Raw genomic sequence first — 22068 nt, 5'->3', positions numbered from 1 at the left:
CGCAACCTTGCCAAGGTTGAGGTCGCGAGTTCGAACCTCGTTTCCCGCTCCAATTATTAATTCACAGACATCAGTAACATCTTAATGTTACAAAGCAAGCCAAAACAATACGTTATGTAGTTCTTGGTACCCAAGATGATAGCGCAAAAGATATCCATATCATCAACTCACAAAAATACTACAAGTGATTAATAACGCCTTAAACATGAAGGCACAACAAAATGCCTAACAGCCAATTGATTGATAACTCAACTTAAAACAAGCCATGACTTATTGGCGAAATAGTACCTATCATTTGGGTTTAACAGGAAAGAGTTCACTTGTAAATATCTTCAGTCATGACTACCTCCTTCGCAATTGTCTCCTTTTCTATCATAATTTACTCAAAAAACTGATAAGTCGGCATAATTTAGGCATCTATTTTTTCCCATTTGGCAAAAATCATATGCCATTTAGCTTCTTTTTCTTCAGGCTTATTCTGTTCATAATGCTTTTCTCAAAGAAAAGAAGGAATGAGAAATGAACTCAAGAAATTTTATGCAACCTTATCAGTTTAAAAATGGATTAGTGCTCAAAAATCGCGTTGTTATGGCTCCAATGACAACGATGGCTAGTTTTTATAATGGACAAATTACCAGCGATGAATTAGCCTATTATGCTTTGCGAGCAGGTGGTCCTGGCATGTTGATTACAGGGGTTGCTTATATTACAGAGCAAGGCAAGGGATTTGAAGGGCAACTTGGGATAGCATCTGACTTACATTTAGCTGGATTGAAAGCGCTTGCCAAAACGATTAAACAAAATAACACTAAAGCCATTCTGCAAATATTTCATGCAGGCAGAATGACAAATTCGAAAATATTACGCGGAATGAAGCCAGTGAGTGCTAGTGCTATAAGTGCATTAAGACCCAATGCAGAAATACCAGAGGCACTATCTGAAGCAGAAATTCACACCATCATTGAAAATTTTGCACATGCTACACATCGTGCAATACAGGCAGGGTTTGATGGTATTGAACTTCATGGAGCTAATACTTATTTATTGCAACAATTTTTTTCTCCTCATTCCAACCGAAGAGTAGATCAGTGGGGGGGAAGCTTTGAAAATAGAACACGTTTTCCATTGGCTGTCATTGATTCTGTCAAAAAAACTATTGAGTCTTTCGCAGAATCTCCATTTATTTTAGGTTACCGCATTTCTCCAGAAGAGTTTGAAACGCCTGGAATACGTTTCCAAGACACACTTAAATTTATTGAAACGCTTACAATGTCGGGCATTGATTATCTTCATTCTTCTATTGGACATATAGGAAGAGTCCCCCTTAATGAGGGGCATGACCAAACGCCTATCATTCAACAAATATCTTCTGTAATCAATGGCCGTATTCCTTTGATAGGAGGAGGTTCTGTACAATCTCCTGACGAAGTACAGCAGGCACTAGATAGAGGATTGTCATTGGTTGCAATGGGCAGGGAATTAATTAGAGAACCCTTGTGGATGCAAAAAGTAGAAAACCATGATGAACAAAGTATTCGTTATCGTATTTCTGAGGCAGAAATGGATGAATTAAAAATTCCTCCAGCTATGCAAACTTATTTAAATGAATCTTTCCGTGAAGTGATGGATTTTACAACGGACTGCGCTAAACCCACTGATCGATATCTCAGTCAGGTTGCTCCCATGGAGGGCTATGAGAAAAAATTATAATAAATTAGTGATTACAGAATGCTAAGCAATTGCATGTTTGGACCACTATTTTATACTCCATCATAATTAATGTACGATAATACTATGCATAATGATTTATTAATTTCAATCGAGAAATAATGTTAAACAATTTAAATGATCTTACCATGCTTGTTACTGTTGCTGAGAGTAAAGGCTTTACTGCCGCAGCAAAGCTACAAAATACTTCTCCTGCAACAGTGAGTAAACAGATTGCTAGAATTGAAAAAGAGCTAGGTATTCGTTTATTTAAGCGTAACACACGTCATTTAGAAATTACTGAAGAGGGGCAGGACTTTGTAAATAAGGTAAAAATAGCATTAGAGATATTGGATGAAGCACAGACAACAATTAGCCAGCAAGAGCAGTTAAAAGGACAGCTGCGGATTACTGCGCCACTACTATTAGGGAGTTATTATATTGCCCCAATTGTGGCTGCTTTTCGTGATTTGCATCCGCTACTCACAATAGATTTAAGCTTAACAGATCATATTGTCGACTTGTATTCTCAAGGTATAGATATTGCTATTCGAATAGGAGAGCTTCCTGATTCAAATTTAGTAGTAAAGCGTTTGGCCACCAACTACCGTATTTTGGTGGCCGCTCCTTCTTACTTAAAAGAAAGTCCATTAATAGAGCATCCGCAACAATTAGGTGAGCATCAATGCCTCTTATTCTCTTATCCAGGTTATAGGCAGGATCAATGGACATTAGTTCACAAAAGTTCCGCGAAACGTAAGGAAATTATTCATGTAAAAGGTCATTTAAGTAGTGACAGTGGAGATGTCTTAAAAAAATGGTGTCTTTTGGGTAAAGGTATAGCATTACGGGAGGCATGGGAGGTATCACAAGACCTACATGAGGGTAAATTAGTTCGTATCTTGTCGGACTGGGAAGAACCTGGGGCAGCTATCAGCATTTTATATCATCAGCGACAATATACATCCAAAAAAGTCAGTGTATTTGCTCAATACCTCTTGCAATGTTGGAAACAGACATCGTGACAGTAATAGTACGTTAATATGTCCTCTATAAGCCATTTCTGCCCAGTTTTATCCTCTTTATATTTACATATTTAAATGAAAATACAAATTTTTATAAATTCAAAGTGCCAGCTGTAATCAATTTACTTTTTCTTATTGATAATTTTGCCTACTGCTGTAGGTGTAATTTCTAAAATTTTTGCAATACTCTCTATCTTTTTCTATTTTGTTTTTTGAGGAAATTGTCAATTGCTTTGTCTGATGTAGTAGTGAAATATTGTAAACCTAAACTTTAAAAGATATTGAGGGGTTAGCTTTTTTTGTATCGCCTTCGGGCGATAAGTCGTGGCATTTTCTGTTTACGTTGCAGGGTAAACGGTAGCGTATTTCATTAGGTGTGTGTCTAATCTTTTGTTGGTTAAGCAAGAAATTTCACCTGTTTCTGTGACTTCTGATATTTCTGTTGTTCCTACTATTGCTGATATGCCTGATGCGTCTTACGTTCAACCATAAGGTCATGCAGCTGTTATTGATAGGCATTTGTTAGGTTGTGCTTTGGATGATAAGGCGGTATCTTCTGTTGTTTCTTCTTCGGTATTGCTAACTTTAGTGTGCGTTGGAAGCTGTTTACGTTTTGTAAGATTGGGTTGGATAAAAAGGATAAACGGCAAAGTACGGCAGTGCAGATTGAGCGGTATTTACGTAAGGATATGTTTCCTATTTTGGGTGATTTAGTAATATAGACTTATAGTTTCAAGCATTTAATCATAATATCTAAAGTGTAACAATTATAATTTATCAAATAAATTACGGTATTTACTGTAACCATATAATTCATGTTATTTTATATCAAAATCACATTATAAATAGAAAAGTGTATACCCACCCCAAAATGGATATAAAGCAACATTTCAGAAATACAAAAAAAGCATCAATGTCATTGCATAAAACATGATGCTAATGAATAAAGCAATTGCCTAGTGGTTGTATTACGAAGTTATCATTTTTTTTTAAAATAACTTTTTATTCAAAATTTGATGTATCGGTGGCACAAACTCGAAGACGATGACCGTCAGGATCATTACCTACAAACGTATACCCAAATTCGAGCATTTGAGGTTCAAGTTCAATTTTCACGTCTAATTTTTTCCATGCGGCATAAATTTCATCAACATCATTTTTAGTTACATCACTAAATGACAACTCAAACCCACCATAATGATTAGGTGCTTTGGGTGTGATTTCAGCAGCCTCTTGTATGCCCAAAACAAAATTGTCATTTAATAAAAACACAGCAAAGCCGGGGTAAGTTTCAATGGGAGGTCGCCCCAGTATTTTTGTATAAAAATTTGCACTAATATTGGCATCCTTAACATAAATAATGACGCTATTTGGTTTAAACATTTTTGTCTCCTTCAATTGATAAATAATATACACAACGTTTAGTGTCTATATTATGATGAAGCATTACTGACAACTATCTGTCATATTTAAAATCCAATGTAATTTATTTTGCAAATCTAAAGTATGAAAATTAATCGAATAATTACTATCATCATGATACTGCTGCAAAGAGAAAAAGTAAGCGGTAAAGAACTAGCTGAAAAACTAGAGGTATCATTGCGAACAATTTATCGAGATATACAAGTTATTGAAAGTGCTGGTATACCCATTATTACCTATACAGGAAGCACTGGAGGGATTAGTATTTTAAAAAATTATAAAATTAGCAAAGGGTTATTCACGAAAGAAGATATAATTATTTTATTAAAGGGTCTAAATTTGTTAGATTCACCCGTTTTAAAAGAAAATGAAAATTCAATAACACTTGAAAAAATTAAGAGTTTTTTATCAGAACAAGAGCTTGAAGAGGTAGTAAATAATTTAAATCAACTTTCTATTGATTTATCATCATGGTTTTCTAAACAAAATATCAATAAAAAAATAGCGATTATCAAGCTAGCGCTAAAAGAGCAACGAGTTTTATCTTGTGGCTATCTGGCAGTTAAAAATAAACATGCCACTCGGTTAATTGAGCCATACCAACTTATATTTAAGGAAAAAGAATGGTATTTGCACGCTTTTTGTTTAAATAGAAATGACTTTCGTATCTTTAAATTATCAAAAATGTCTAATATTAGACAAACTAACACTAAATTTATTAGGCAGGCAAAACCTGAAGCATTTTCTTTATTCAAACAGGATATTAAAAAAAGAATTTTTAAAATAAAATTATTAATAGACGAGTCCCTTTTAGAACGTATTTTAGATTATTGTGACGAAAAAGATATTAACCAATTGAATGATCAACAATACATTGTCAATTTTGACTTTATTGATGATGATTATGGTTATGGAATTTTATTAAGCTTAGGGCATAAATGTATTTGCTTAGAGCCTGAACACGTACGTACAGAAATGATTCAACGCACTGAAAAAATAGCTCACTGTTACAAGAAAATCAACAATTTATTCATGTAATATTATACGATCAAATAACTTATCAAGTTCTAGCTTATTTTCTATAAAATAATTAGGTAAGAATTAGTAAATGGATAGTGATAGCACATTAATGTGCAAGGAAATTCATTAAGTTCTACAAAAAATTAATCCAAAAAAGTTTTAAAAATGGAGTATCTTTTTTATCTTAGCGTTGTCAGTTTCATAATGAAGCGTGTTTTCCGTTCCAAATCTTCGTACCAAGATATCCCATAAGGTACCTTTTTATCATAAAATCAAAACGTTATCAGCTTTTATCTTACCAGCATATCCATTGATATTCCACTAAAGCCGCACAAAATAAGTATATTTTCCCTGCTTGCCAGTTTTCGATGACTTATTTAAGGTATCAATTAAAAATAAGTATGATGTAGGAGTCGGCAGGTCGACTTGATGTTAAGTGGTGCCAGTAGAAAAGGCACTCGAGTTGTTATAACAGTTAGCCAATACAAGGCCGTTTATCAAAAAACAATCTAGAAAAGCCCAGTATTAGTAGCAGCCATAGAACTTGCTCACGTGTTTGGCCTAAAAGAAGAAGCGATACAAAGCGTCCAATCCTTGAAAACATGGCAAACTGCTCTTGAAAATGAAAATACCAAGATCAGAGTAGTATATGGTACGAAAGGGGGGTATACCAAGAGACACCATGATCCTTGATAGAGAAAGATCCAGAAATGCAGTCAATACAGCCATACAGATTACAGAACAACAAAACAGCAAATTGATAAACAAACCGAACCTCAAAGAAGCAATGACCTATTGGTGCAATCATATCCGCGCGATTGTACTTAAAGGACAACTGTCACCGCATAATCTGAGATATGCCTTTACTCAGAAGGCTATTGCATATTATCAAAGCCATGGCTATAGTAAAAAGGAAACTTTTGCACAAGCTTCTATGGATCTTGGACATGGGGATGGCAGGGGGAGGTATATTGAGCAGGTTTATGGTTGTAATGAAAATGAATGAATCAGTTTAACTCTGTACAATGGAAATCTGGTTTATCATCCTGATAATTACTATTCTCTAGTATAGAGTTACATTTGTTTCTGAACTTATTAGTAAGCTAACATCATATTAATAATGTATTGGTTTTATTTATACATCTACATTAAAATATTCTAAATAAAATTTAAAAAGGGAAAATAATGCAAAATATGAATTTGGTTAGGACTACAGCCCCTATATTGAAATCTTTCGAAGTAAAAGGATTATATGGTTATAAAGATATCCGCATAGACTTTGAAAAAAACGTAAAGATTATTGTTGATGAAAATGGTGTTGGCAAAACAACTTTACTTAATATGCTTTATGCCGTACTTAATAAAAAACCAGAGAGACTATTGGAAATCGATTTTGAAAGTTTGCACATAAAGTTTCACAACTTTGAAGAAATTACTTTTAATAAGAATGTAGCGTTAAACAAATATTTAAAAATTGATGAAGTTAGGGAATTCTTTCAATATTTTTCTCGAGAAGGAATAAGCGAGACACAATCTAAAAGTATTTTACTTAAAATACTCACATTAAAAGAAGACGATTTCTATAAAGGTAGATCTGCATGGCAAACATTTTTTCTTGAAAATCTAGATCCAGATCAAGTTCTAGATCTAGATCTAGATCTAGATTTTATTAAATATTTGAGCAGAAGACTTATTCGTTCAAATAAATTTGATAAAACCTATATAAATGGATTTCATACGTTCATTGAACAAATTGATGTTGCAATGGGAGATTTATCTGTATTGTATCTTCCTACTTTTCGTCGTATTGAAAGTGAACTTCTTGAAAACTCTATATCTAAAAATTTAAATAAACCCTCTAAATCTTTAGGTAGTAGAAGGCTAAACTCTTGGAATAATGAGCAGTTAATATATTTTGGACTTAATGATGTCAAGTCTAAACTTGATGATATTTGTACCGAAATGAGAAGTAAAACGCTTAATGCATACTCAAAAATAAGTGCATCTACTCTCGATAATTTGCTGTCAATAAAAAATACAGATGCAAAAAATAAGCTACAAGAGATCGATATTGCCACGCTTAATGTCATTCTTACTCGATTGGAAAAATCTAATTCAGAAACAGAAAAAAGTATTATCGAATTAATTGAGTCTGGACAAATTAACGATCCTGAAAATAATGCATTAAAATTTATGCTAAACCAATTAGTTGAGATATATGAACAAACGAAAGATTCTGAACAATCCATTGAAGACTTTGCAAAAGTTATTAACTCTTATTGGAGTATAAATGAGAAAAAAATAGAGAAAGAGTTCAAATTTGATAAAGCAGCTATTACAGCTCAAGCAATAAATAAAATAACAGGAGAACCATTAAGTCTTAATGCATTATCGTCTGGTGAAAAACAAATTTTTAGTGTTTTCGCTAGGCTATATCTAAATTATGGAAAAAAATATTTAATATTAATTGACGAACCAGAGCTTTCCCTGTCTTTAGAGTGGCAAAAAAAGTTCTTACTTGACATCTTTAATGCTCCAAGTTGCGCTCAACTGTTTGCAATTACACACTCTCCTTTTGTATTTGATAATGAGTTAGATCCTTATGCTGGATCCTTAAAAATAGCTAATAGGAAGAAGAAAGCAGATGTGTAAAGAAAGAGTTGAAATTTTAAGGGAGGCGAAGCGTTCCATCGCTGTTACCTTGCATAATTACTTACAACTGCGTAGTCATAACGAAGATGAATGTATATATATTTTTGAAGGAAATGAAGACTATTCTTTTTACAGTACTTTGATTAACCGTATTTTAGAAAGAAGTGTAAAAATTACTCCTCTTTGTGTTAATGGAAAAGATAATGTAATTGCACTACGTGACAAGCTTGAAATAAATGAAGAAACAAGTTATCAAAAAGTACTTTATTTTATCGATAGGGATTATGACTTATTAAAAGGACACTCTCAAACAAATAACTTATATATGACGCCATCTTACTCAATAGAAAATTTGTTGGTAACGGAAAAAAACCTTAAAGAACTTCTTATTGGCGAGTATTATTGTAATGACAATCATGCAAATGAGGATATAACAAAAATAATTGAGCTATATAAGAAGAGGCTAAACGAGTTTACCAGTGTTATGAAGAAAACAAATCAACTTATTCATTACATAAGAGTTCAAAATATAAAAGTAAATGCTTTTGATGTTGATGCCTTTAAAAAAATAGCTAAGGTATCCCTTGAAGAAGTAAGTTGTTTGTCTCATGATTGCTGGCAACATATCGGTTTAACCTCAGATATCTCAACTGAGTGTTTAAATATAACAAAAAAAGAGTTTGATAAGCTAGATCCCGTCAAAAACTGGAGAGGGAAGTTTCTATATGCTTTTTTTTGTAAATTTCTTGCCTTATTAAAAGAAGATAGAGGGAAAAAAAACCCAACATATTTTAAAGAGAGAAAAAATATGACTTTTAATCCTACAGGAGATATTATCAGAACATTAGCGTCTATGATAGAAATACCTATCTGTTTAAAAAGTTTTGTGAAAAATAATACATTATTCATTGGATCTTTAGAAACTTCTTAAAGATATTTCAATCAATTAATGTAATTTTCTTTTTCTTGAATAGAAAGAAAAATAAGACTAGAATAAGTCCACTGACTAAGAATGAAGTAGAATAAATGATAATATTTCAATAAGTTGGAAAGAATGGTGCTGTTAGCGTTTCCCGCTCCAATTCATTATCCATTAAAGTGTACTAATGTATAGTACTCATTGAAATATTATCAAAAGCATCCAACCTGTGTATTAGGGTAAGTTAACGTGTATTAAAAGAGAGTACATTTACGTCTACTAGACACACAGAACAAGTCCACCGAGCTAAACATCTTTATTATATATTGATCGGCGAGTGGCGATTATTTGTTGCTCTTCTCTTTTTGTATCGTTTTTTTTCGTTCCAATCTAGTTTGACTCAACAACCAATGAACCAAAGAAAACCAAAAATGAAACTCACAGACTTAACCATCCGCTATGTCACTATTGATGCTAAAGTCTATACACCGTGAGATGTCTTTTGCTCAATATGCTGATATCTGAAAGGTGTTTAAGTTTAAGAAGTTGAGGCTTGTGAATGTTGGTAAACGGAAAATACCCATATCTAGATTGAAAGTTATTTGTGCAAGGATATACCTCCTTAATGTAAATACTTGTCGATAATCGTATAGATGATTTTCTACTTTTTTGCTGTACTATTCTAGGGGATAGTTACATATGGATTCTAATAACTTGTCTGGGTCTGATATTTGATAGACTGCTCTGATTTTAGCTTTTGTTTCCTCTGTTTCTATATCTAAGATAAAAGGTAACAAAGAAACTGGATAGTTATCATGATTTTCAGAATAATCAATTACTATATCAATAATAATTTTAGGAAATTTTTTTGATAATGAAATAATTCTGTTAGACGATATTTCTTTTTTACAAAGAGCTATTTTTTTGAATAAATCAATACAACGAAGAGAAAAGTCACATAAAGCTAACTTTTTGGGTGTTTTATCAGAAAAAACATACCCCAATAAGTGAGTTAGGGAAGTTTTTCCACTATTATTTCTGCCTACAATTAAAGTGATATCTTTTTCTAACTTTATAGACACATCTTTTAGTAAACGGAAATTCTTAACTGTAATTTCTGATAAATACACTTTGATGTTCTCCGATTATCTAGTTTTATTAATTATCTTCTCAACAGCTTTTGGTGTCATTTCCATAATCTTCGCGATGCTTTCTATTTCGACACCTTTTTCAAGCAGCGTATTGACCATTGTTTGCTCTAGCTTTTCTCGGCGTTGCTTTTCGATTTGTTTTGCTTCACGTTCGGCTTTTGCCTTTTCTTGCGCGGTTTTGGTTTTATCTTTTTCTAACCTAACTTTTTCCTGTGCGGACCTCGTCTTATCGCGTTCAATCGCTAACTTCTCTTTAGCAATTCGCTTTTCTTCCTTTCTAATCTGCTCAACTACCAAATATGTAGGTACATATTTAAGGCTTTTTTCTAACTCGTCCATTAAACCAGTTGCTCTAAAACTAGAATAATTAACAGGTGAAATAATCAAATGATCAACAAAGGTAATATTTAAAATACGTCCTACTTGAATTAAACGATCCGTTACTTCTTTATCGGCATCAGAAGGCTCTAGTCGTCCAGTAGGATGATTATGAACAGCAATAACGCGGGAAGCATTTTTCATAACAGCGACCCGAAATACATTCATAGGTTCAATATCAACTGATCTATAAGTACCAAGGGCAATCAGCTCAATATAAAGAATGTATCCGGCTTCGTTCATGCCAATCATCCAGAAATGCTCTTTTTCTTGGTCAATTTTATTATCACGTAATAGAACACGTTGCATGATACTATACACATCATCAGCGCCTTCAATATAACGTTTATCATTTTTAGCTAGTTTGATATCCATTAAACATTAACAGTTAGGAACAATTGGGGAAAATATAACACAGAATATAATGTATTGTAAGTAAAGGGTATTAAGTAAAATAAGAGCATGTAATCATGCTAATACTTTTCAAGATTTTGATTTGGCATTGTTAACTTTTATTAATTAGCTATATTTAAGAAAATCACAGTTTGATAAAAACCAATTTTTATTGGGTGAGTTATCTACGCCTTGAATGATACTTAGAATAAAAAACAAAACGTAGATTGATATCATATATAATTTATCAAAGAGATTAAAAATTAAACTCATTCTGCCAATCGAAATCTGCTGATTCTTCTAAACTTTTAGGCCAGTGGCTACACCATTCTGGTACTTTAGGCTTTTCTATGCGATCTAGACTTGGCGTATAAGGTTTGATATCAAGTACCGGTGAATCATTTTCTGCATCAATATAATTGATTTGAATAATCCCTGTATTGAAATCAATATTGAGTACTTGTACTGCTGTTAGGGCTATCGGGTTAGGGCGCATAGGCGACCTTATAGCAAAAGTTCCCATTATCTCTGGTGATTTTTTATAGGGTTTGAGTAATTCAAGGATTTTTCGTGCTTTTTCATTATCTAAGTGATTAAACCACCAGATAACATTGATATGACTAAAACCGTTTAGTGCTTGTAAGGCTGGAATATATTCTGGCTCAAGTTTAATCAGCATTTCCTCATTGTTTATACTGATTTTACCAATCGTGTTTACTGTAAATTTTTGCATTGGCTATCTCCTTTCAGATAATTTTGTTTCACTTTTTACTCAGTTTAGAATCTTACATAGTGTGAGAGTCAAGCGTTAAAACCATTTCTTTAGAGAAAACCATTTTTGATTGAATAGTCTTTAGTTCGATTTGATTTTTTTGAGAGGAATTTGTATTTCAGTTAAGTAGTGATTGGGTGTCTTTTCATTCCATGGGCCACGATGAACAATTTGTCTATTTTTGCCTGCCATTTTGTATTGATTATGTGTTTCTAACCAATTGGCAAAAGCGATAAATGCGTTGGCTATATTTTCAAATGCCCCATAGACCATGGTGTAGGCCATAATGGGGACAGCCTCGGTGTTGCGGTAAGTAAAATCATCAGTATTTTCTCTCATTTGCGCAACTGATACACAAATTTCAATATCAATGTCTTTTTCTCTATAATCCATATCATGATAAATAGTAAAACTGTTAGTTGGCGTGGGTAGATTATTTTTTTCAGTAAAATCTAACATTTCCTTCCACAATAAACCTTCGGCGTAATAGTCAGGCACAACTCGGCGTAAAGAAAGTACGTGATAGCTTGGAATAGCTTTAATAGCGACATTATAATGCATCGTCATTTTTTCTTGTTTAATATCACGTTTTGCTAATTCAATTTTGGCTAATTTATTCTGTTCATGTTTAATGGTATTGAGAATTTCTGATTGCTTATGATTAAGTTGATTGATAATAAACTCATCCGACCATTGCTTAAGCGCAAGCGCAATATCCGAGACATTAAATCCTAAATCCCTTAGAAATATAATTTTATTTAATGTGGTAATTTGTTCAGTTGAATATTTTCTATAGTGGGTAAACGGATCAATTGCTATAGGTTTTAATAAACCAGTTTCATCATAATAGCGAAGCATACGAATAGAGACTTGTGTCAGTTTAGAAAACTCACCTATCTTGAACATGCCTATCGCTCCTTCACTAAAAGGTTGAATTATAGTCTATTGATATCGTAAGTAAAATAGATTGTTTTTTTGAAATAGATTAGACGAATACTCTTTATTTATACCATAAAAGAGACTTTTCACTTTATTATCGCGGTATAGATTCCTGAATAAATTTTACAAACTAAACGACAAAATTAAAAAAAACATCAGTGCACTAATGCAACTTGTCATTGGTTTAACCTTAGTTAGTATCGGGAGATGATACTGGTGATATTGCTACAGAAATAGATAGCAATAATAATGCAGTTGTGAATAATTTGTTGAGCAACCAACATGGCGTAGAAAAATTGAATAAGGACAGTAAAAAACTATACAAAAAAAACTAAAGATATTATTGGCTAGGCTGAAATACCTAGTCTTTAACCCACATGCAGATAGTCATGGTAATAAAATTTGGTATATACAGAGGAATCGAAATTCTTGTAATAGTTATTAAATAAATAATAGGTAAAGCACCAGGTAAAATAGATATGAAAATACAATAATTTAAAAAATGACCTTATCAACAAAGGCGCATATTATAATTGACAAGCTGAGTAATTCAACTTACGCTGCCCATCCTCCTTATGGGACGGATAGGATTGTTCTGATCATTGTTATTTTAAATATTTCGCGGAGGTTACGTTGTGATTTTTGTAATAAAAAATAAAATTAATATCACTTCATTTGTAATAGGTTTGTTTTTCATATTATCAGTTTTTAATTCAGTATACGCTAATATCTCGCCCAAAGATTCATTAAAAAATTATGCTTTGTTAGCCTGCATAGGTAACAGCATTGATAAAGACAACAAATATGAAGACGTAGTGAAGCCTCTTAACGTAGCTGCTGATTTCTATTTTCAAAATGGCAAGCTACCTATTGAAGCTTATACTGAAAGTGTTATTTTAGCAAAAAAGATTATTAATTCTTCATTAAAGAACAATATAGATATTCATGGGGATAGTTTAGTTGTTGTTGATTGTATTAATTTTTTAAATAGTCAAGAATTAGAAGATATATTCCAAAAATATAATAAAAACTTAAAATAACATCATAATCTACAATGACAAAATAGGGTGTTTTAGAAGAATAAGGGAAAATTTATGTTATTGATAATAGAACCTGATTCAAAACATTTAGATTCAATATTTAAAGATTTTTTAGCTAATAAAAATTATGCTGTTGTAAAACTATTCATTAATCTAAATAAAACACTTCATTTTGATGATATTGAAAGTGCTAATTGTCATTTTAATGAATTTTTAAAAAATGAATATGTAAGAATCGGTGTCAGTAAGGGGATGCCTATGCCTCCTTACCGCTCACTTAATTTATTGTTGTAATATTTTTTTCCAATTCTTCTTGCAGTTGCTGAGCTATGTTAACGGAAAGTGAAAACGAAAAGGTATTACTATTTTTGACCGAGCAAAAAATATTTTTATAGGTCCATATAAAATTATTTGATTCTTGTGGAAAAATTTTAGCTGCCGCAGTACCTAAATGGCTAATATTTTTTACATCTGGATCGGGGAAAGGAGTAGGGAATAGACTAAATAAAAACAATTTTTCTGCTAATAAATAACTTTCCTTATACTCATTATTACTATTGGAATTAAATATTAATATCGATAAATTTATCTGTTTTATTGATTCATTATTTATCGTGGGTTCTTGTATATTAAATTGTAATGTTTTTTGCTGAATATTATTCGGTAGTTGAGTGTCTACTACTTTTTGAGAAACGATCATTAATTTCTTATCTATACGATTTAATATGTTTTGTAAGATATTTGATATGTTTAGTGTATTTGGTATAACGCCATTAGCATTATTTTGTTTTGAAAAAGCAGAAATAAAAGATAATTGATTATCGAACATAATCAATTTATTGAGCTTTCTTTCTGATAAATTGGGGTTAATTGTTTTTAAAATATTGGTATTAGTCACGATATCTTTTTGGTTCCCCAAACAAACTAAAGGGAAAAAATAGAACAAAATTAAAATAAATTTATAACAATAATTAGGTATCATATCAATCCATTCCTAGATGATTTGTATCTGAATAATAGATGACGATTAACTTTATCATCAACGAGTAGCGCTTTTTGGATTATTAATAGCATTTAAGATAAGGCATTATGTAAAGTAATAATACTATTGCATTAATAATATAAATAGCGCTATTGCTGTAATGACTTGAAAATAGTCAAAATCTAATTTATTCCATTAGTTTTTATTAATAATAAGGTAATTTTTGACCCTTTAATATTTGTTATTAGTTAACTTATTTGCTATTGGTTTGCCTTGAGTAATACGTTTAATTCATCTTCCGGTAAATTCATTTGTCTTAAATAATCAGCAGGTAAATCATAGTTTATCTTCTCTTCTAAAGGCAATTTTTTAAATTGTTCAATAGTAATTTTATTCAAAGGTTCTAATTGATATTCTTGCAGATTAGGGTCAAAGAAATTGAAAAATCTTAGTTGATAAAATTGTTGCTCTTGTTCATCTAATATATTATTTTCTCTAAAATATTCATCTAATGGAATTGTAATACCACTTGTTGGACCTATTTCTTTTTGAACATTGGATTCTACCCCGTAATATTTCAAATAAACACCATCATCTTTTTTAAATACATATAGATAATTGATATGTCCTTGTCGATCACTCATGATATTATCAAATGTTAATTTATTAACTTTATTCTCATAAGAAAAATAAATTGAATAAGATATTACATCACTATTTCGAAATGCTTGTTGCTTTCCTTTATAAAGCAGAGTTTGAACTTTTGTATCAGAATAACCGGGATATTTGGCATCATTAATTGAATTTTCAATATTAATAACCATGTTTTCGAGAATAGTCGCATCACCATACACTTTAAATGCTGGTTCGGCGATTTCGTCAGACATATCACAACCTGGTAAAATGACAAATAAGAGTAATATAAAAAATATATGACATAATTTATTTATGCTCATTGAAAATACCTTAACGAAATCCATTTGCTATTATCGCTTTATTTGAAGTAAAACATAAGATTATCTCAATTGTAATCCAAATATTAGTTAGTGTTATTGAACAATAATTTTTAAATGTTTGTTGGAACAAGCCGAATAACTTGCTATTTTACTAGTAAGATAATTATTAAGCAATTTATACCCCAAATGGGAAAGCGTCTTTTGATAGTGTTATTTGTGAGATGGTTAATACGCATGACGTGTTTGTTGTAAAAGATTATTTTAAAACATAACCGCTTATCGATGCAGCAGAACTTTGACAATGACTCATGCTAATTTAGCACAGGAGAAAGTATAATGAGTTGGTTTACCATAAAATTGGTAATAAAATTAACCTTCACTTGAACGAGCAAATATACCAAAATGATAAGATGCCGTAGGTTTTATATCATTAACCTATATCTTTTAAGAAAAATTAAAATCTAATTCACTCTGAATATTATTTTTAACGCGTCTCATTTCAATAAAAACGTCATTAGAATTTATCAAATTATCACTATCTTTATTCACAGTTATTTTGCTAAAGATTCGAGATAAAAATAAATCAATTGGCTGTTTCTCATCGGCGGTTTCCAAAATAATTTTTTTACTTTTTCTTTTTGGATATAGATCTGTTATGGTGCTTGCAAATTTATAAAAGCCTTCAATAAAATCATGATCTATTTCCTGTTTACTTAATTTGGGATTAGATACTTTTAAAGTTATTTTAGTTGCATTTGCTTCGCTTTTAGCTCTGACTAAATTCATTACATCGTCACCAAAATCATAAGGATTATTCGTGATATGTTGAGTTGGAACATTTATAACTATTTCTAAGCTAGTTACAATTTTGCTTGTTAAAATTTTTTCCAATTGGCGTTTAGTTACAATATCTCGTAAATCGATAGAAAAATTATCATCTATTTTATTTATATATTTTATAAAATTATTTATTGATGTACCCCCGTTAAAATTTTGCCATGAAAGCACGGTGTTATTGTTTTCTTCCAGATAGATAATAAAATGATTTTTTTCGATTAAATATTCATCGTTTAATTTAAGAACTTTTTCCTCTTTGCTTTCTGAGTTTGCAATATTGTAAGAATTACCTTTGTTTTTAATAATATATCCACTTATACTTTTATCATTAACTTCATAAATCTTGATATAGTAACTATCTCCGTCAATTGATATTTCATCAAAATCTTTTTGAGATGTTAAAAAATCAATCAGACTTTTATTGGTTGTTGAAGCTGTGTAGATTATTGAATAATATCTGATCAAAAAATCTCTTTTAGATCTAGCCATTTATTTCTCCCCCTACCTTATTTCAATTAACTAACTGTTTTATTCTAATAATATTGCTAACGCATTTAATTACTTCATACTGCCACTGATTTGTTTGTTACGAACAATATCTAAATTGGCTAAATGTTGTTATCTTTTTCTTCTAAATATTCTATGTTCAATCATTGTGCCGATAATTTTAATTTGTTGGTTCAATGTGCTTATGGTTGTATAGTCTGGATTTAGGGGGATCAGTTCAAACTGAATTTTTGCGTGGTGATCATGCCTTAATTCACGATATTTTTTAAAAGTTACTTCTGAATCTCCATTCATGGCGACAACAAATTCTCCAGGAGTAGGTTTAATGGCGGGATCAATAATAACAATATCATCCTCTTTAAACTCTGGTTCCATTGAATCATCCTTAATTTTTAATGCAAATGCTTTATTAGATAATTCTAATGATGTCATAACATACTCAAATTCTGTTGAATTTCTTAATTCATTTGATTCTGTCCATAACTTTGCTTGAGCATAATTGATTAAAGGAACTTTATAAGCCATGAAATTAGTAACTTCTACATTTTTTACTTCTTTTTCTTTTCCGTTTAATAGCCATGCCATATCACATTTTAGAGCAAGCGATATTTCATATAAATGTCGAGGTTTTTTTACATTTCCACTTTCAATTGCTTGATAGGATTGTTGTTTAATACCGACCTGTGATGCGATTTGCTCTTGGGTTAACCTTAATTCTTCTCGCCGTGCTCTAATTCTCTGACCAAGATTATCCATTTTTAAAAGACTCCTTTTGTGATTAATAAAATAATACAGATAAATCTGTAATTAACAAACAGTAAAATCTGTAACAAGATACAGTAAATACTGTATAAATTGTTAATTATGATTAAACATATATTATATGTTGAAACTTTTGCTACTGAATGGGATTATTATTGCAGTGAATTTTTTTATGACATAAATGAATAGTAGATGATATTTCTAACGCTTATTATGATGATGAAATAGAAGACCTAAATACTACTCCTGAAAGTCTTGGTTCTGATGGGTTAGATAGATTTTTTCAAGATGGGGATTATTTTAGTGATTAACCAATTGAAGGCATCAAAATGCTTTGATTCTAACCCTTTTGAAAGCGATCTGCTTTTGGGACTTCAATTTCCTGATCCAGATATGGATTTAAAAGAATTAGTGTTAAAAATATCAGAACAAGTAAACTCGCCACAATGGCATAAAAAGATGTTAGCATCTTATAGACCATAATTTCGTGTATATGATCAGATAATTACCTTTAATAAGGATTCGGAGGTTAGTTCTTAAAAAACTATTCTCCCCAAAAGCAGGAAGAAGTTAAGCAACTTAATTGTTTTTTCAGTTTTCTTCCTGTTTTTTCTATAAAAGATTTTTTATCAGCAACCTTATAGGCATACATAATAATATTTTTAAAAGGTAACGGGTATTCAAGATTAGAAGTTATTAAAAAGTAGTAAATAATAATAGAAAATATTTTGAAATAATGGTCTGCGGAATAGCAAAACAGAGGAATATAAAAAATGTTACTGGCTAATTTAAAGAATAAATTTATAGAGTTATTATACAATTCATGTATCAAAGATATCGCTCATATCAAAGAAAATTATAGTCATGAGTCTTTTTTTTCTTATTGTATATATTGTGATGATGGTTTTGATAGTTTTTTTGATTCAGTTGGTTGCACAAAAAAATGGCTCAATGAACAGGTTCAAACGCTAAAGCAATATCATAAAAATGAGAATGAAACATTATTATATATAGAAACTTTTGCTGCTGAATGGAATTACTTTGGATCAGAAAAGATTGAAAATTTTCGTGATATAAATGAGTTAGTCGATAATATTAATAAAGCTTATTATGATGATGAAATTGAAGACCTAAATACTACCTCCAAAGATCTTGATTATGTTGGATTAGAGAATTTTTTCCGAGAGGCGATTATTGTGGTGATTAACCAATTGAAGGCATCAAAATGTTTTGATTCTAACCCTTTTGAAAGCGATCTGCTTTTGGGACTTCAATTTCCTGATCCAGATATGGATTTAAAAGAATTAGTGTTAAAAATATCAGAACAAGTAAACTCGCCACAATGGCATAAAAAGATGTTAGCATCTTATAGACCATAATTTCGTGTATATGAGCAGATAATTACCTTCAATAAGGATTCGGAGGTTAGTTCTTAAAAAACTATTCCTCCAAAAAGCAGGAAGAGGTAATGCAACTTAATTGTTTTTTTATTTTTCTTCTTGTTTTTTCTATAAAAGATTTTTTTATCAATAATCTTATAGACATGCATAATAATATTCTTAAAAGGTAACGAGTATTCAAGATTAGAAGTTATTAAAAAGTAGCAAGCAATAATAGAAAATGTTTTGAAGTAATGGTCTGCGGAATAGCAAAATAGAGGAAAATAACATAATGTTACTAGCTAATTTAAAGAATAAATTTATAGACTTATTATACAATTCATGCATAAAAGATATAGCTCATATCAAAGAAAATTATAGTCATGAGTCTTTTATTGCTTATTGTATATACTGCGATGATGGTTTTAGGAGTTTTAGTACAATTGGTTGTACTAAAAAATGGCTTACAGAACAAGTGGAAAAATTAAAAAACTTGTACCCAAATCCATTATTATCCGCTGAAACTTTAGCTGCTGAGTGGGACTACTTTGGATCAGAAAAATTAGAAAATTTTCGTGATATAGATGAGTTAGTCGATAGTATTAATAAAGCTTATGATGATGATGAAATAGAAGACTTAAATAACACACTTGAAGATTATGATTATGATGGATTAGTGAAATTTTTTCAAGAGGCAATTATTGCGGTGATTAACCAATTGAAGGCATCAAAATGTTTTGATTCTAAACCTTTTGAAAGCGATCTGCTTTTGGGACTTCAATTCGCGGATCCTTCTGATGGAGCAAGATCCACAATGTTACAAATATCAGAACAAGTCAACTCACCACAATGGCATAAAAAGATGTTAGCATCTTATAGACCATAATTTCGTTTATATGATCAGATAATTACCTTCAATAAGGATTCGGAGGTCAGCCTTAAAAACTATACTCCCAAAAAGCAGGAAGAAGTTAAGCAACTTAATTGATTTTTCATTTTTCTTCCCGTTTTTTCTATAAAAGATTTTTTATTAATAATCTTATAAGCATACATAATAAGATTCTAAAAAGGTAACGGGTATTCAAGATTAGAAGTTATTAAAAAGTAGCAAGCAATAATAGAAAATGTTTTGAAGTAATGGTCTGCGGAATAGCAAAACAGAGGAAAATAACATAATGTTACTAGCTAATTTAAAGAATAAATTTATAGAGTTATTATACAATTCATGTATCAAAGATATCGCTCATATCAAAGAAAATTATAGTCATGAGTCTTTTTTTTCTTATTGTATATACTGCGATGATGGTTTTAGTAGTTTTAGTTCGATTGGTTGTACTAAAAAATGGTTTATGGAACAAGTGGAAAAATTAAAAAACTTGTACCCAAATCCATTATTATCCGCTGAAACTTTAGCCGCTGAATGGGATTATTTTGGAGTAGAAAAGATCGAAAATTTTCGTGACATAAATGAATTAGTAGATAATATTTTTAAAGCTTATTATGATGACGAAATAGAAGACTTAAATACCACTCCAAAAGATCTTGATTATGTTGGATTAGAGAATTTTTTCCGAGAGGCGATTATTGTGGTGATTAACCAATTGAAGGCATCAAAATGTTTTGATTCTAACCCTTTTGAAAGCGATCTGCTTTTGGGACTTCAATTTCCTGATCCAGATATGGATTTAAAAGAATTAGTGTTAAAAATATCAGAACAAGTAAACTCGCCACAATGGCATAAAAAGATGTTAGCATCTTATAGCCAATAGTTTTATGAGTGTATTAGGGTAAATGAACTATACTGAGCCTGAAAAGTGTAAGTAATGAGTTTATAAATTCAATTTTGGAAAAAATTAACCGCTAACTTTATATCAAATATAAGGATAAAATAAATAATATGGCAAGCTCATCGGCATCGGAAACACCATTTTACTTATCAATCATTTTCTCGCTGATATTTTTTTTTGGAAGCGTTAATTATTATTTTTATTTAAATAACAATAAAAAAACAAAGGCTATTTTTTATTATGCCATTTTTGTAATTTTCTTTTTAATAGGTTTTTTTTATTCACATTATCATTCATTGTACCTAAATTTATTAGATGCGTTTATTATAGGATCTTCTGTTTTGGTATTTCGTTTGAGTCATTATTTAATTTATATATTAAGTCGAGCTAAAAAATTAAATTATTTTATTTATATGTTATTTTTTATATTAGTATCTTTACTATTATCCTTTTTCTGGGGGCTTTTTATGTTAGGTTTGTATCCAGGTAGTTAAAAATAAATTTCGATGCTCTTGCCTCTCACTAAACCCTTACTCAAATAATTATCTTCATGGCATTGATAGTTTAAATTAATTTTTATTATTCAATCTGGCTCGGTTCTTTGGGTCTTGTTGTTGGAACATAAATATCCCAGGTTTTCATTTCAGGAATGTCGCTGACGGTTTCGTTACAAGTGACTGATACATACCAATTGTCAGGATTAACCGGCGGTATATTCATCAATTTTTCATAAGGATCATATTCTGCCCATTGGGCTTCGAGAGGAACTAAACATCGATCTACAAAAATTCTTAGATCAGGTTCTAAAGACATCCAATGGGTATTGTGTTTTTTATTGTATGCTTCAATAATTTCAATTGCTTTATCATTGATATATTTCAAACCATGGTAGTACTCATTGCCATAATCTTTCTGTACATCTGTTTGAACCTGCGAATATGCATAATTTGACATTAAGCAAACACAAAAAAAGATAATTATTATGTTATAAAAAGTCCTCATTGGGTTCATCCTATTTTAAAAGGGGGGGATTACCAATAATTAGGCCAATTTATTGTAGTTGTATATTTTTGAAATTCAATAATTTTTTAGAATTTGCTTGATTTTCATAATGACACACTAATAGGACTTAATTTCTGATAGTTTAATAGGTAAATATAGTCTTTAAAAGTTCGGCTATTTGTACGATTTATCTTTAGATTTGTCGATTCAATAGTTTTTATAGTGAATATGTTTATAGTATTTTGACTTGCAGCATTGAAGAATATTGTTAAAACAGCTGTCGTTATCAATCTTTCAAGGTTGTTTTTAATTAAGTTATAAATGCTGTAAATTTAGAAAGAATAGGGGATAACCCGTTGAAATTTGTTTGGTATCATTTATTAAATGGCGTCCCCTACAGGATTCGAACCTGTGACCTACGGCTTAGAAGGCCGTTGC

Annotated in this window: 23 protein-coding genes and 1 pseudogene; 14 read left to right on the top strand and 10 right to left on the bottom strand. The window is 30.8% G+C overall.

Annotated elements, in window-relative coordinates:
- Positions 1–519 precede the first annotated feature (519 nt).
- The 3 genes and pseudogenes from Q0K76_RS12295 to Q0K76_RS13085 all read left to right on the top strand — a co-directional run.
- Entirely contained in the window at positions 520–1710 is a 1191-nt protein-coding gene (locus Q0K76_RS12295) for an NADH-dependent flavin oxidoreductase (RefSeq protein WP_294615968.1), read from the top strand.
- A gap of 119 nt (positions 1711–1829) precedes the next feature.
- On the top strand, positions 1830–2732 hold the full coding sequence (locus Q0K76_RS12290) for a LysR family transcriptional regulator (RefSeq protein ID WP_294615967.1): 903 nt from the start codon (positions 1830–1832) through the stop codon (positions 2730–2732).
- Positions 2733–3000: 268 nt separating this feature from the next.
- Positions 3001–3090, top strand: a pseudogene (locus Q0K76_RS13085) (integrase); the annotation flags it as partial.
- A gap of 644 nt (positions 3091–3734) precedes the next feature.
- Here Q0K76_RS13085 and Q0K76_RS12285 read toward each other — a convergent pair.
- Entirely contained in the window at positions 3735–4115 is a 381-nt protein-coding gene (locus tag Q0K76_RS12285) for a VOC family protein (RefSeq protein ID WP_294615966.1), read from the bottom strand.
- 123 nt (positions 4116–4238) lie between these two features.
- Here Q0K76_RS12285 and Q0K76_RS12280 point away from each other — a divergent pair, with 123 nt between their 5' ends.
- From Q0K76_RS12280 to Q0K76_RS12265, 5 genes are all read left to right on the top strand, one after another.
- On the top strand, positions 4239–5192 hold the full coding sequence (locus tag Q0K76_RS12280) for a YafY family protein (protein ID WP_294615965.1): 954 nt from the start codon (positions 4239–4241) through the stop codon (positions 5190–5192).
- A 519-nt stretch (positions 5193–5711) separates the two neighbouring features.
- On the top strand, positions 5712–5867 hold the full coding sequence (locus Q0K76_RS13080) for an integrase domain-containing protein (protein WP_363322496.1): 156 nt from the start codon (positions 5712–5714) through the stop codon (positions 5865–5867).
- Positions 5824–6180: an integrase domain-containing protein gene (locus Q0K76_RS12275; RefSeq protein WP_294615964.1), complete on the top strand. Its 357-nt coding sequence runs from the start codon at positions 5824–5826 to the stop codon at positions 6178–6180. Before Q0K76_RS13080 ends, Q0K76_RS12275 begins: the two co-directional genes overlap by 44 nt.
- A 179-nt stretch (positions 6181–6359) precedes the next feature.
- A complete protein-coding gene (locus Q0K76_RS12270; protein ID WP_294615963.1) occupies positions 6360–7826 on the top strand; it encodes an AAA family ATPase in 1467 nt (488 codons plus the stop codon).
- A complete protein-coding gene (locus Q0K76_RS12265; protein WP_294615962.1) occupies positions 7819–8757 on the top strand; it encodes a DUF4435 domain-containing protein in 939 nt (312 codons plus the stop codon). The genes Q0K76_RS12270 and Q0K76_RS12265 overlap by 8 nt, the downstream gene beginning before the upstream one ends.
- A 665-nt stretch (positions 8758–9422) precedes the next feature.
- On the opposite strand, the gene Q0K76_RS12260 is transcribed toward Q0K76_RS12265, so the two are convergent.
- From Q0K76_RS12260 to Q0K76_RS12245, 4 genes are all read right to left on the bottom strand, one after another.
- Positions 9423–9875: an AAA family ATPase gene (locus Q0K76_RS12260; RefSeq protein ID WP_294615961.1), complete on the bottom strand. Its 453-nt coding sequence runs from the start codon at positions 9873–9875 to the stop codon at positions 9423–9425.
- 15 nt (positions 9876–9890) lie between these two features.
- Entirely contained in the window at positions 9891–10649 is a 759-nt protein-coding gene (locus Q0K76_RS12255) for a JAB domain-containing protein (protein ID WP_294615960.1), read from the bottom strand.
- A 274-nt stretch (positions 10650–10923) separates the two neighbouring features.
- Positions 10924–11400 (bottom strand): SAM-dependent methyltransferase, encoded by a 477-nt coding sequence (locus tag Q0K76_RS12250; protein WP_294615959.1) that lies wholly within the window; start codon positions 11398–11400, stop codon positions 10924–10926.
- A gap of 120 nt (positions 11401–11520) precedes the next feature.
- Positions 11521–12345, bottom strand: coding sequence for a MerR family transcriptional regulator (locus Q0K76_RS12245; RefSeq protein WP_294615958.1), 825 nt, complete (start codon positions 12343–12345; stop codon positions 11521–11523).
- Positions 12346–13013: 668 nt separating this feature from the next.
- On the opposite strand from Q0K76_RS12245, the gene Q0K76_RS12240 reads away from it, so the two are divergent.
- Both Q0K76_RS12240 and Q0K76_RS12235 read left to right on the top strand, forming a co-directional pair.
- A complete protein-coding gene (locus tag Q0K76_RS12240) occupies positions 13014–13418 on the top strand; it encodes a hypothetical protein (RefSeq protein WP_294615957.1) in 405 nt (134 codons plus the stop codon).
- 54 nt (positions 13419–13472) lie between these two features.
- A complete protein-coding gene (locus Q0K76_RS12235) occupies positions 13473–13712 on the top strand; it encodes a hypothetical protein (protein ID WP_294615956.1) in 240 nt (79 codons plus the stop codon).
- On the opposite strand, the gene Q0K76_RS12230 is transcribed toward Q0K76_RS12235, so the two are convergent.
- The 4 genes from Q0K76_RS12230 to Q0K76_RS12215 form a co-directional block, all read right to left on the bottom strand.
- Positions 13696–14400, bottom strand: coding sequence for a hypothetical protein (locus tag Q0K76_RS12230; RefSeq protein WP_294615955.1), 705 nt, complete (start codon positions 14398–14400; stop codon positions 13696–13698). The two genes, Q0K76_RS12235 and Q0K76_RS12230, sit on opposite strands and share 17 nt — an antisense overlap.
- A 260-nt stretch (positions 14401–14660) precedes the next feature.
- On the bottom strand, positions 14661–15287 hold the full coding sequence (locus tag Q0K76_RS12225) for a hypothetical protein (protein ID WP_294615954.1): 627 nt from the start codon (positions 15285–15287) through the stop codon (positions 14661–14663).
- A 513-nt stretch (positions 15288–15800) separates the two neighbouring features.
- Complete coding sequence (locus Q0K76_RS12220; RefSeq protein WP_294615953.1) at positions 15801–16682, bottom strand: hypothetical protein; 882 nt, start codon at positions 16680–16682, stop codon at positions 15801–15803.
- A gap of 129 nt (positions 16683–16811) precedes the next feature.
- The gene (locus tag Q0K76_RS12215; protein WP_294615952.1) at positions 16812–17456 is read right to left on the bottom strand and encodes a S24 family peptidase; all 645 of its coding nucleotides are present in this window, start codon (positions 17454–17456) and stop codon (positions 16812–16814) included.
- A gap of 309 nt (positions 17457–17765) precedes the next feature.
- Between Q0K76_RS12215 and Q0K76_RS12210 the strand changes: the two genes are divergently transcribed.
- From Q0K76_RS12210 to Q0K76_RS12195, 4 genes are all read left to right on the top strand, one after another.
- Complete coding sequence (locus tag Q0K76_RS12210; protein ID WP_294615951.1) at positions 17766–17945, top strand: hypothetical protein; 180 nt, start codon at positions 17766–17768, stop codon at positions 17943–17945.
- 290 nt (positions 17946–18235) lie between these two features.
- Complete coding sequence (locus Q0K76_RS12205) at positions 18236–18841, top strand: DUF4303 domain-containing protein (RefSeq protein ID WP_294615950.1); 606 nt, start codon at positions 18236–18238, stop codon at positions 18839–18841.
- Between the two features lie 292 nt (positions 18842–19133).
- Positions 19134–19727: a DUF4303 domain-containing protein gene (locus tag Q0K76_RS12200; RefSeq protein WP_294615949.1), complete on the top strand. Its 594-nt coding sequence runs from the start codon at positions 19134–19136 to the stop codon at positions 19725–19727.
- Positions 19728–20016: 289 nt separating this feature from the next.
- Complete coding sequence (locus tag Q0K76_RS12195; protein WP_294615948.1) at positions 20017–20610, top strand: DUF4303 domain-containing protein; 594 nt, start codon at positions 20017–20019, stop codon at positions 20608–20610.
- A 597-nt stretch (positions 20611–21207) separates the two neighbouring features.
- Here the strand turns inward: Q0K76_RS12195 and Q0K76_RS12190 are convergent.
- Positions 21208–21582 carry a hypothetical protein gene (locus Q0K76_RS12190; protein ID WP_294615947.1) on the bottom strand — a complete coding sequence of 125 codons (375 nt, stop codon included), beginning with the start codon at positions 21580–21582 and terminating at the stop codon, positions 21208–21210.
- Positions 21583–22068: the final 486 nt, after the last annotated feature.

The organism is uncultured Gilliamella sp. (genome assembly GCA_945271295.1).
Lineage (GTDB): Bacteria > Pseudomonadota > Gammaproteobacteria > Enterobacterales > Orbaceae > Gilliamella.
This window is presented reverse-complemented; position numbering and strand designations above follow the sequence as displayed.

Excerpts from the sequence above, each read along its gene's own strand:
- Q0K76_RS12295 (WP_294615968.1), top strand. The coding sequence starts at position 520 with ATGAACTCAAGAAATTTTATGCAACCTTATCAGTTTAAAAATGGATTA.
- Q0K76_RS12290 (WP_294615967.1), top strand. The coding sequence starts at position 1,830 with ATGTTAAACAATTTAAATGATCTTACCATGCTTGTTACTGTTGCTGAG.
- Q0K76_RS12285 (WP_294615966.1), bottom strand. The coding sequence starts at position 4,115 with ATGTTTAAACCAAATAGCGTCATTATTTATGTTAAGGATGCCAATATT.
- Q0K76_RS12280 (WP_294615965.1), top strand. The coding sequence starts at position 4,239 with ATGAAAATTAATCGAATAATTACTATCATCATGATACTGCTGCAAAGA.
- Q0K76_RS12275 (WP_294615964.1), top strand. The coding sequence starts at position 5,824 with ATGGTACGAAAGGGGGGTATACCAAGAGACACCATGATCCTTGATAGA.
- Q0K76_RS12270 (WP_294615963.1), top strand. The coding sequence starts at position 6,360 with ATGCAAAATATGAATTTGGTTAGGACTACAGCCCCTATATTGAAATCT.
- Q0K76_RS12265 (WP_294615962.1), top strand. The coding sequence starts at position 7,819 with ATGTGTAAAGAAAGAGTTGAAATTTTAAGGGAGGCGAAGCGTTCCATC.
- Q0K76_RS12255 (WP_294615960.1), bottom strand. The coding sequence starts at position 10,649 with ATGGATATCAAACTAGCTAAAAATGATAAACGTTATATTGAAGGCGCT.
- Q0K76_RS12250 (WP_294615959.1), bottom strand. The coding sequence starts at position 11,400 with ATGCAAAAATTTACAGTAAACACGATTGGTAAAATCAGTATAAACAAT.
- Q0K76_RS12245 (WP_294615958.1), bottom strand. The coding sequence starts at position 12,345 with ATGTTCAAGATAGGTGAGTTTTCTAAACTGACACAAGTCTCTATTCGT.
- Q0K76_RS12235 (WP_294615956.1), top strand. The coding sequence starts at position 13,473 with ATGTTATTGATAATAGAACCTGATTCAAAACATTTAGATTCAATATTT.
- Q0K76_RS12230 (WP_294615955.1), bottom strand. The coding sequence starts at position 14,400 with ATGATACCTAATTATTGTTATAAATTTATTTTAATTTTGTTCTATTTT.
- Q0K76_RS12225 (WP_294615954.1), bottom strand. The coding sequence starts at position 15,287 with ATGTCTGACGAAATCGCCGAACCAGCATTTAAAGTGTATGGTGATGCG.
- Q0K76_RS12220 (WP_294615953.1), bottom strand. The coding sequence starts at position 16,682 with ATGGCTAGATCTAAAAGAGATTTTTTGATCAGATATTATTCAATAATC.
- Q0K76_RS12215 (WP_294615952.1), bottom strand. The coding sequence starts at position 17,456 with ATGGATAATCTTGGTCAGAGAATTAGAGCACGGCGAGAAGAATTAAGG.
- Q0K76_RS12205 (WP_294615950.1), top strand. The coding sequence starts at position 18,236 with ATGTTACTGGCTAATTTAAAGAATAAATTTATAGAGTTATTATACAAT.
- Q0K76_RS12200 (WP_294615949.1), top strand. The coding sequence starts at position 19,134 with ATGTTACTAGCTAATTTAAAGAATAAATTTATAGACTTATTATACAAT.
- Q0K76_RS12195 (WP_294615948.1), top strand. The coding sequence starts at position 20,017 with ATGTTACTAGCTAATTTAAAGAATAAATTTATAGAGTTATTATACAAT.
- Q0K76_RS12190 (WP_294615947.1), bottom strand. The coding sequence starts at position 21,582 with ATGTCAAATTATGCATATTCGCAGGTTCAAACAGATGTACAGAAAGAT.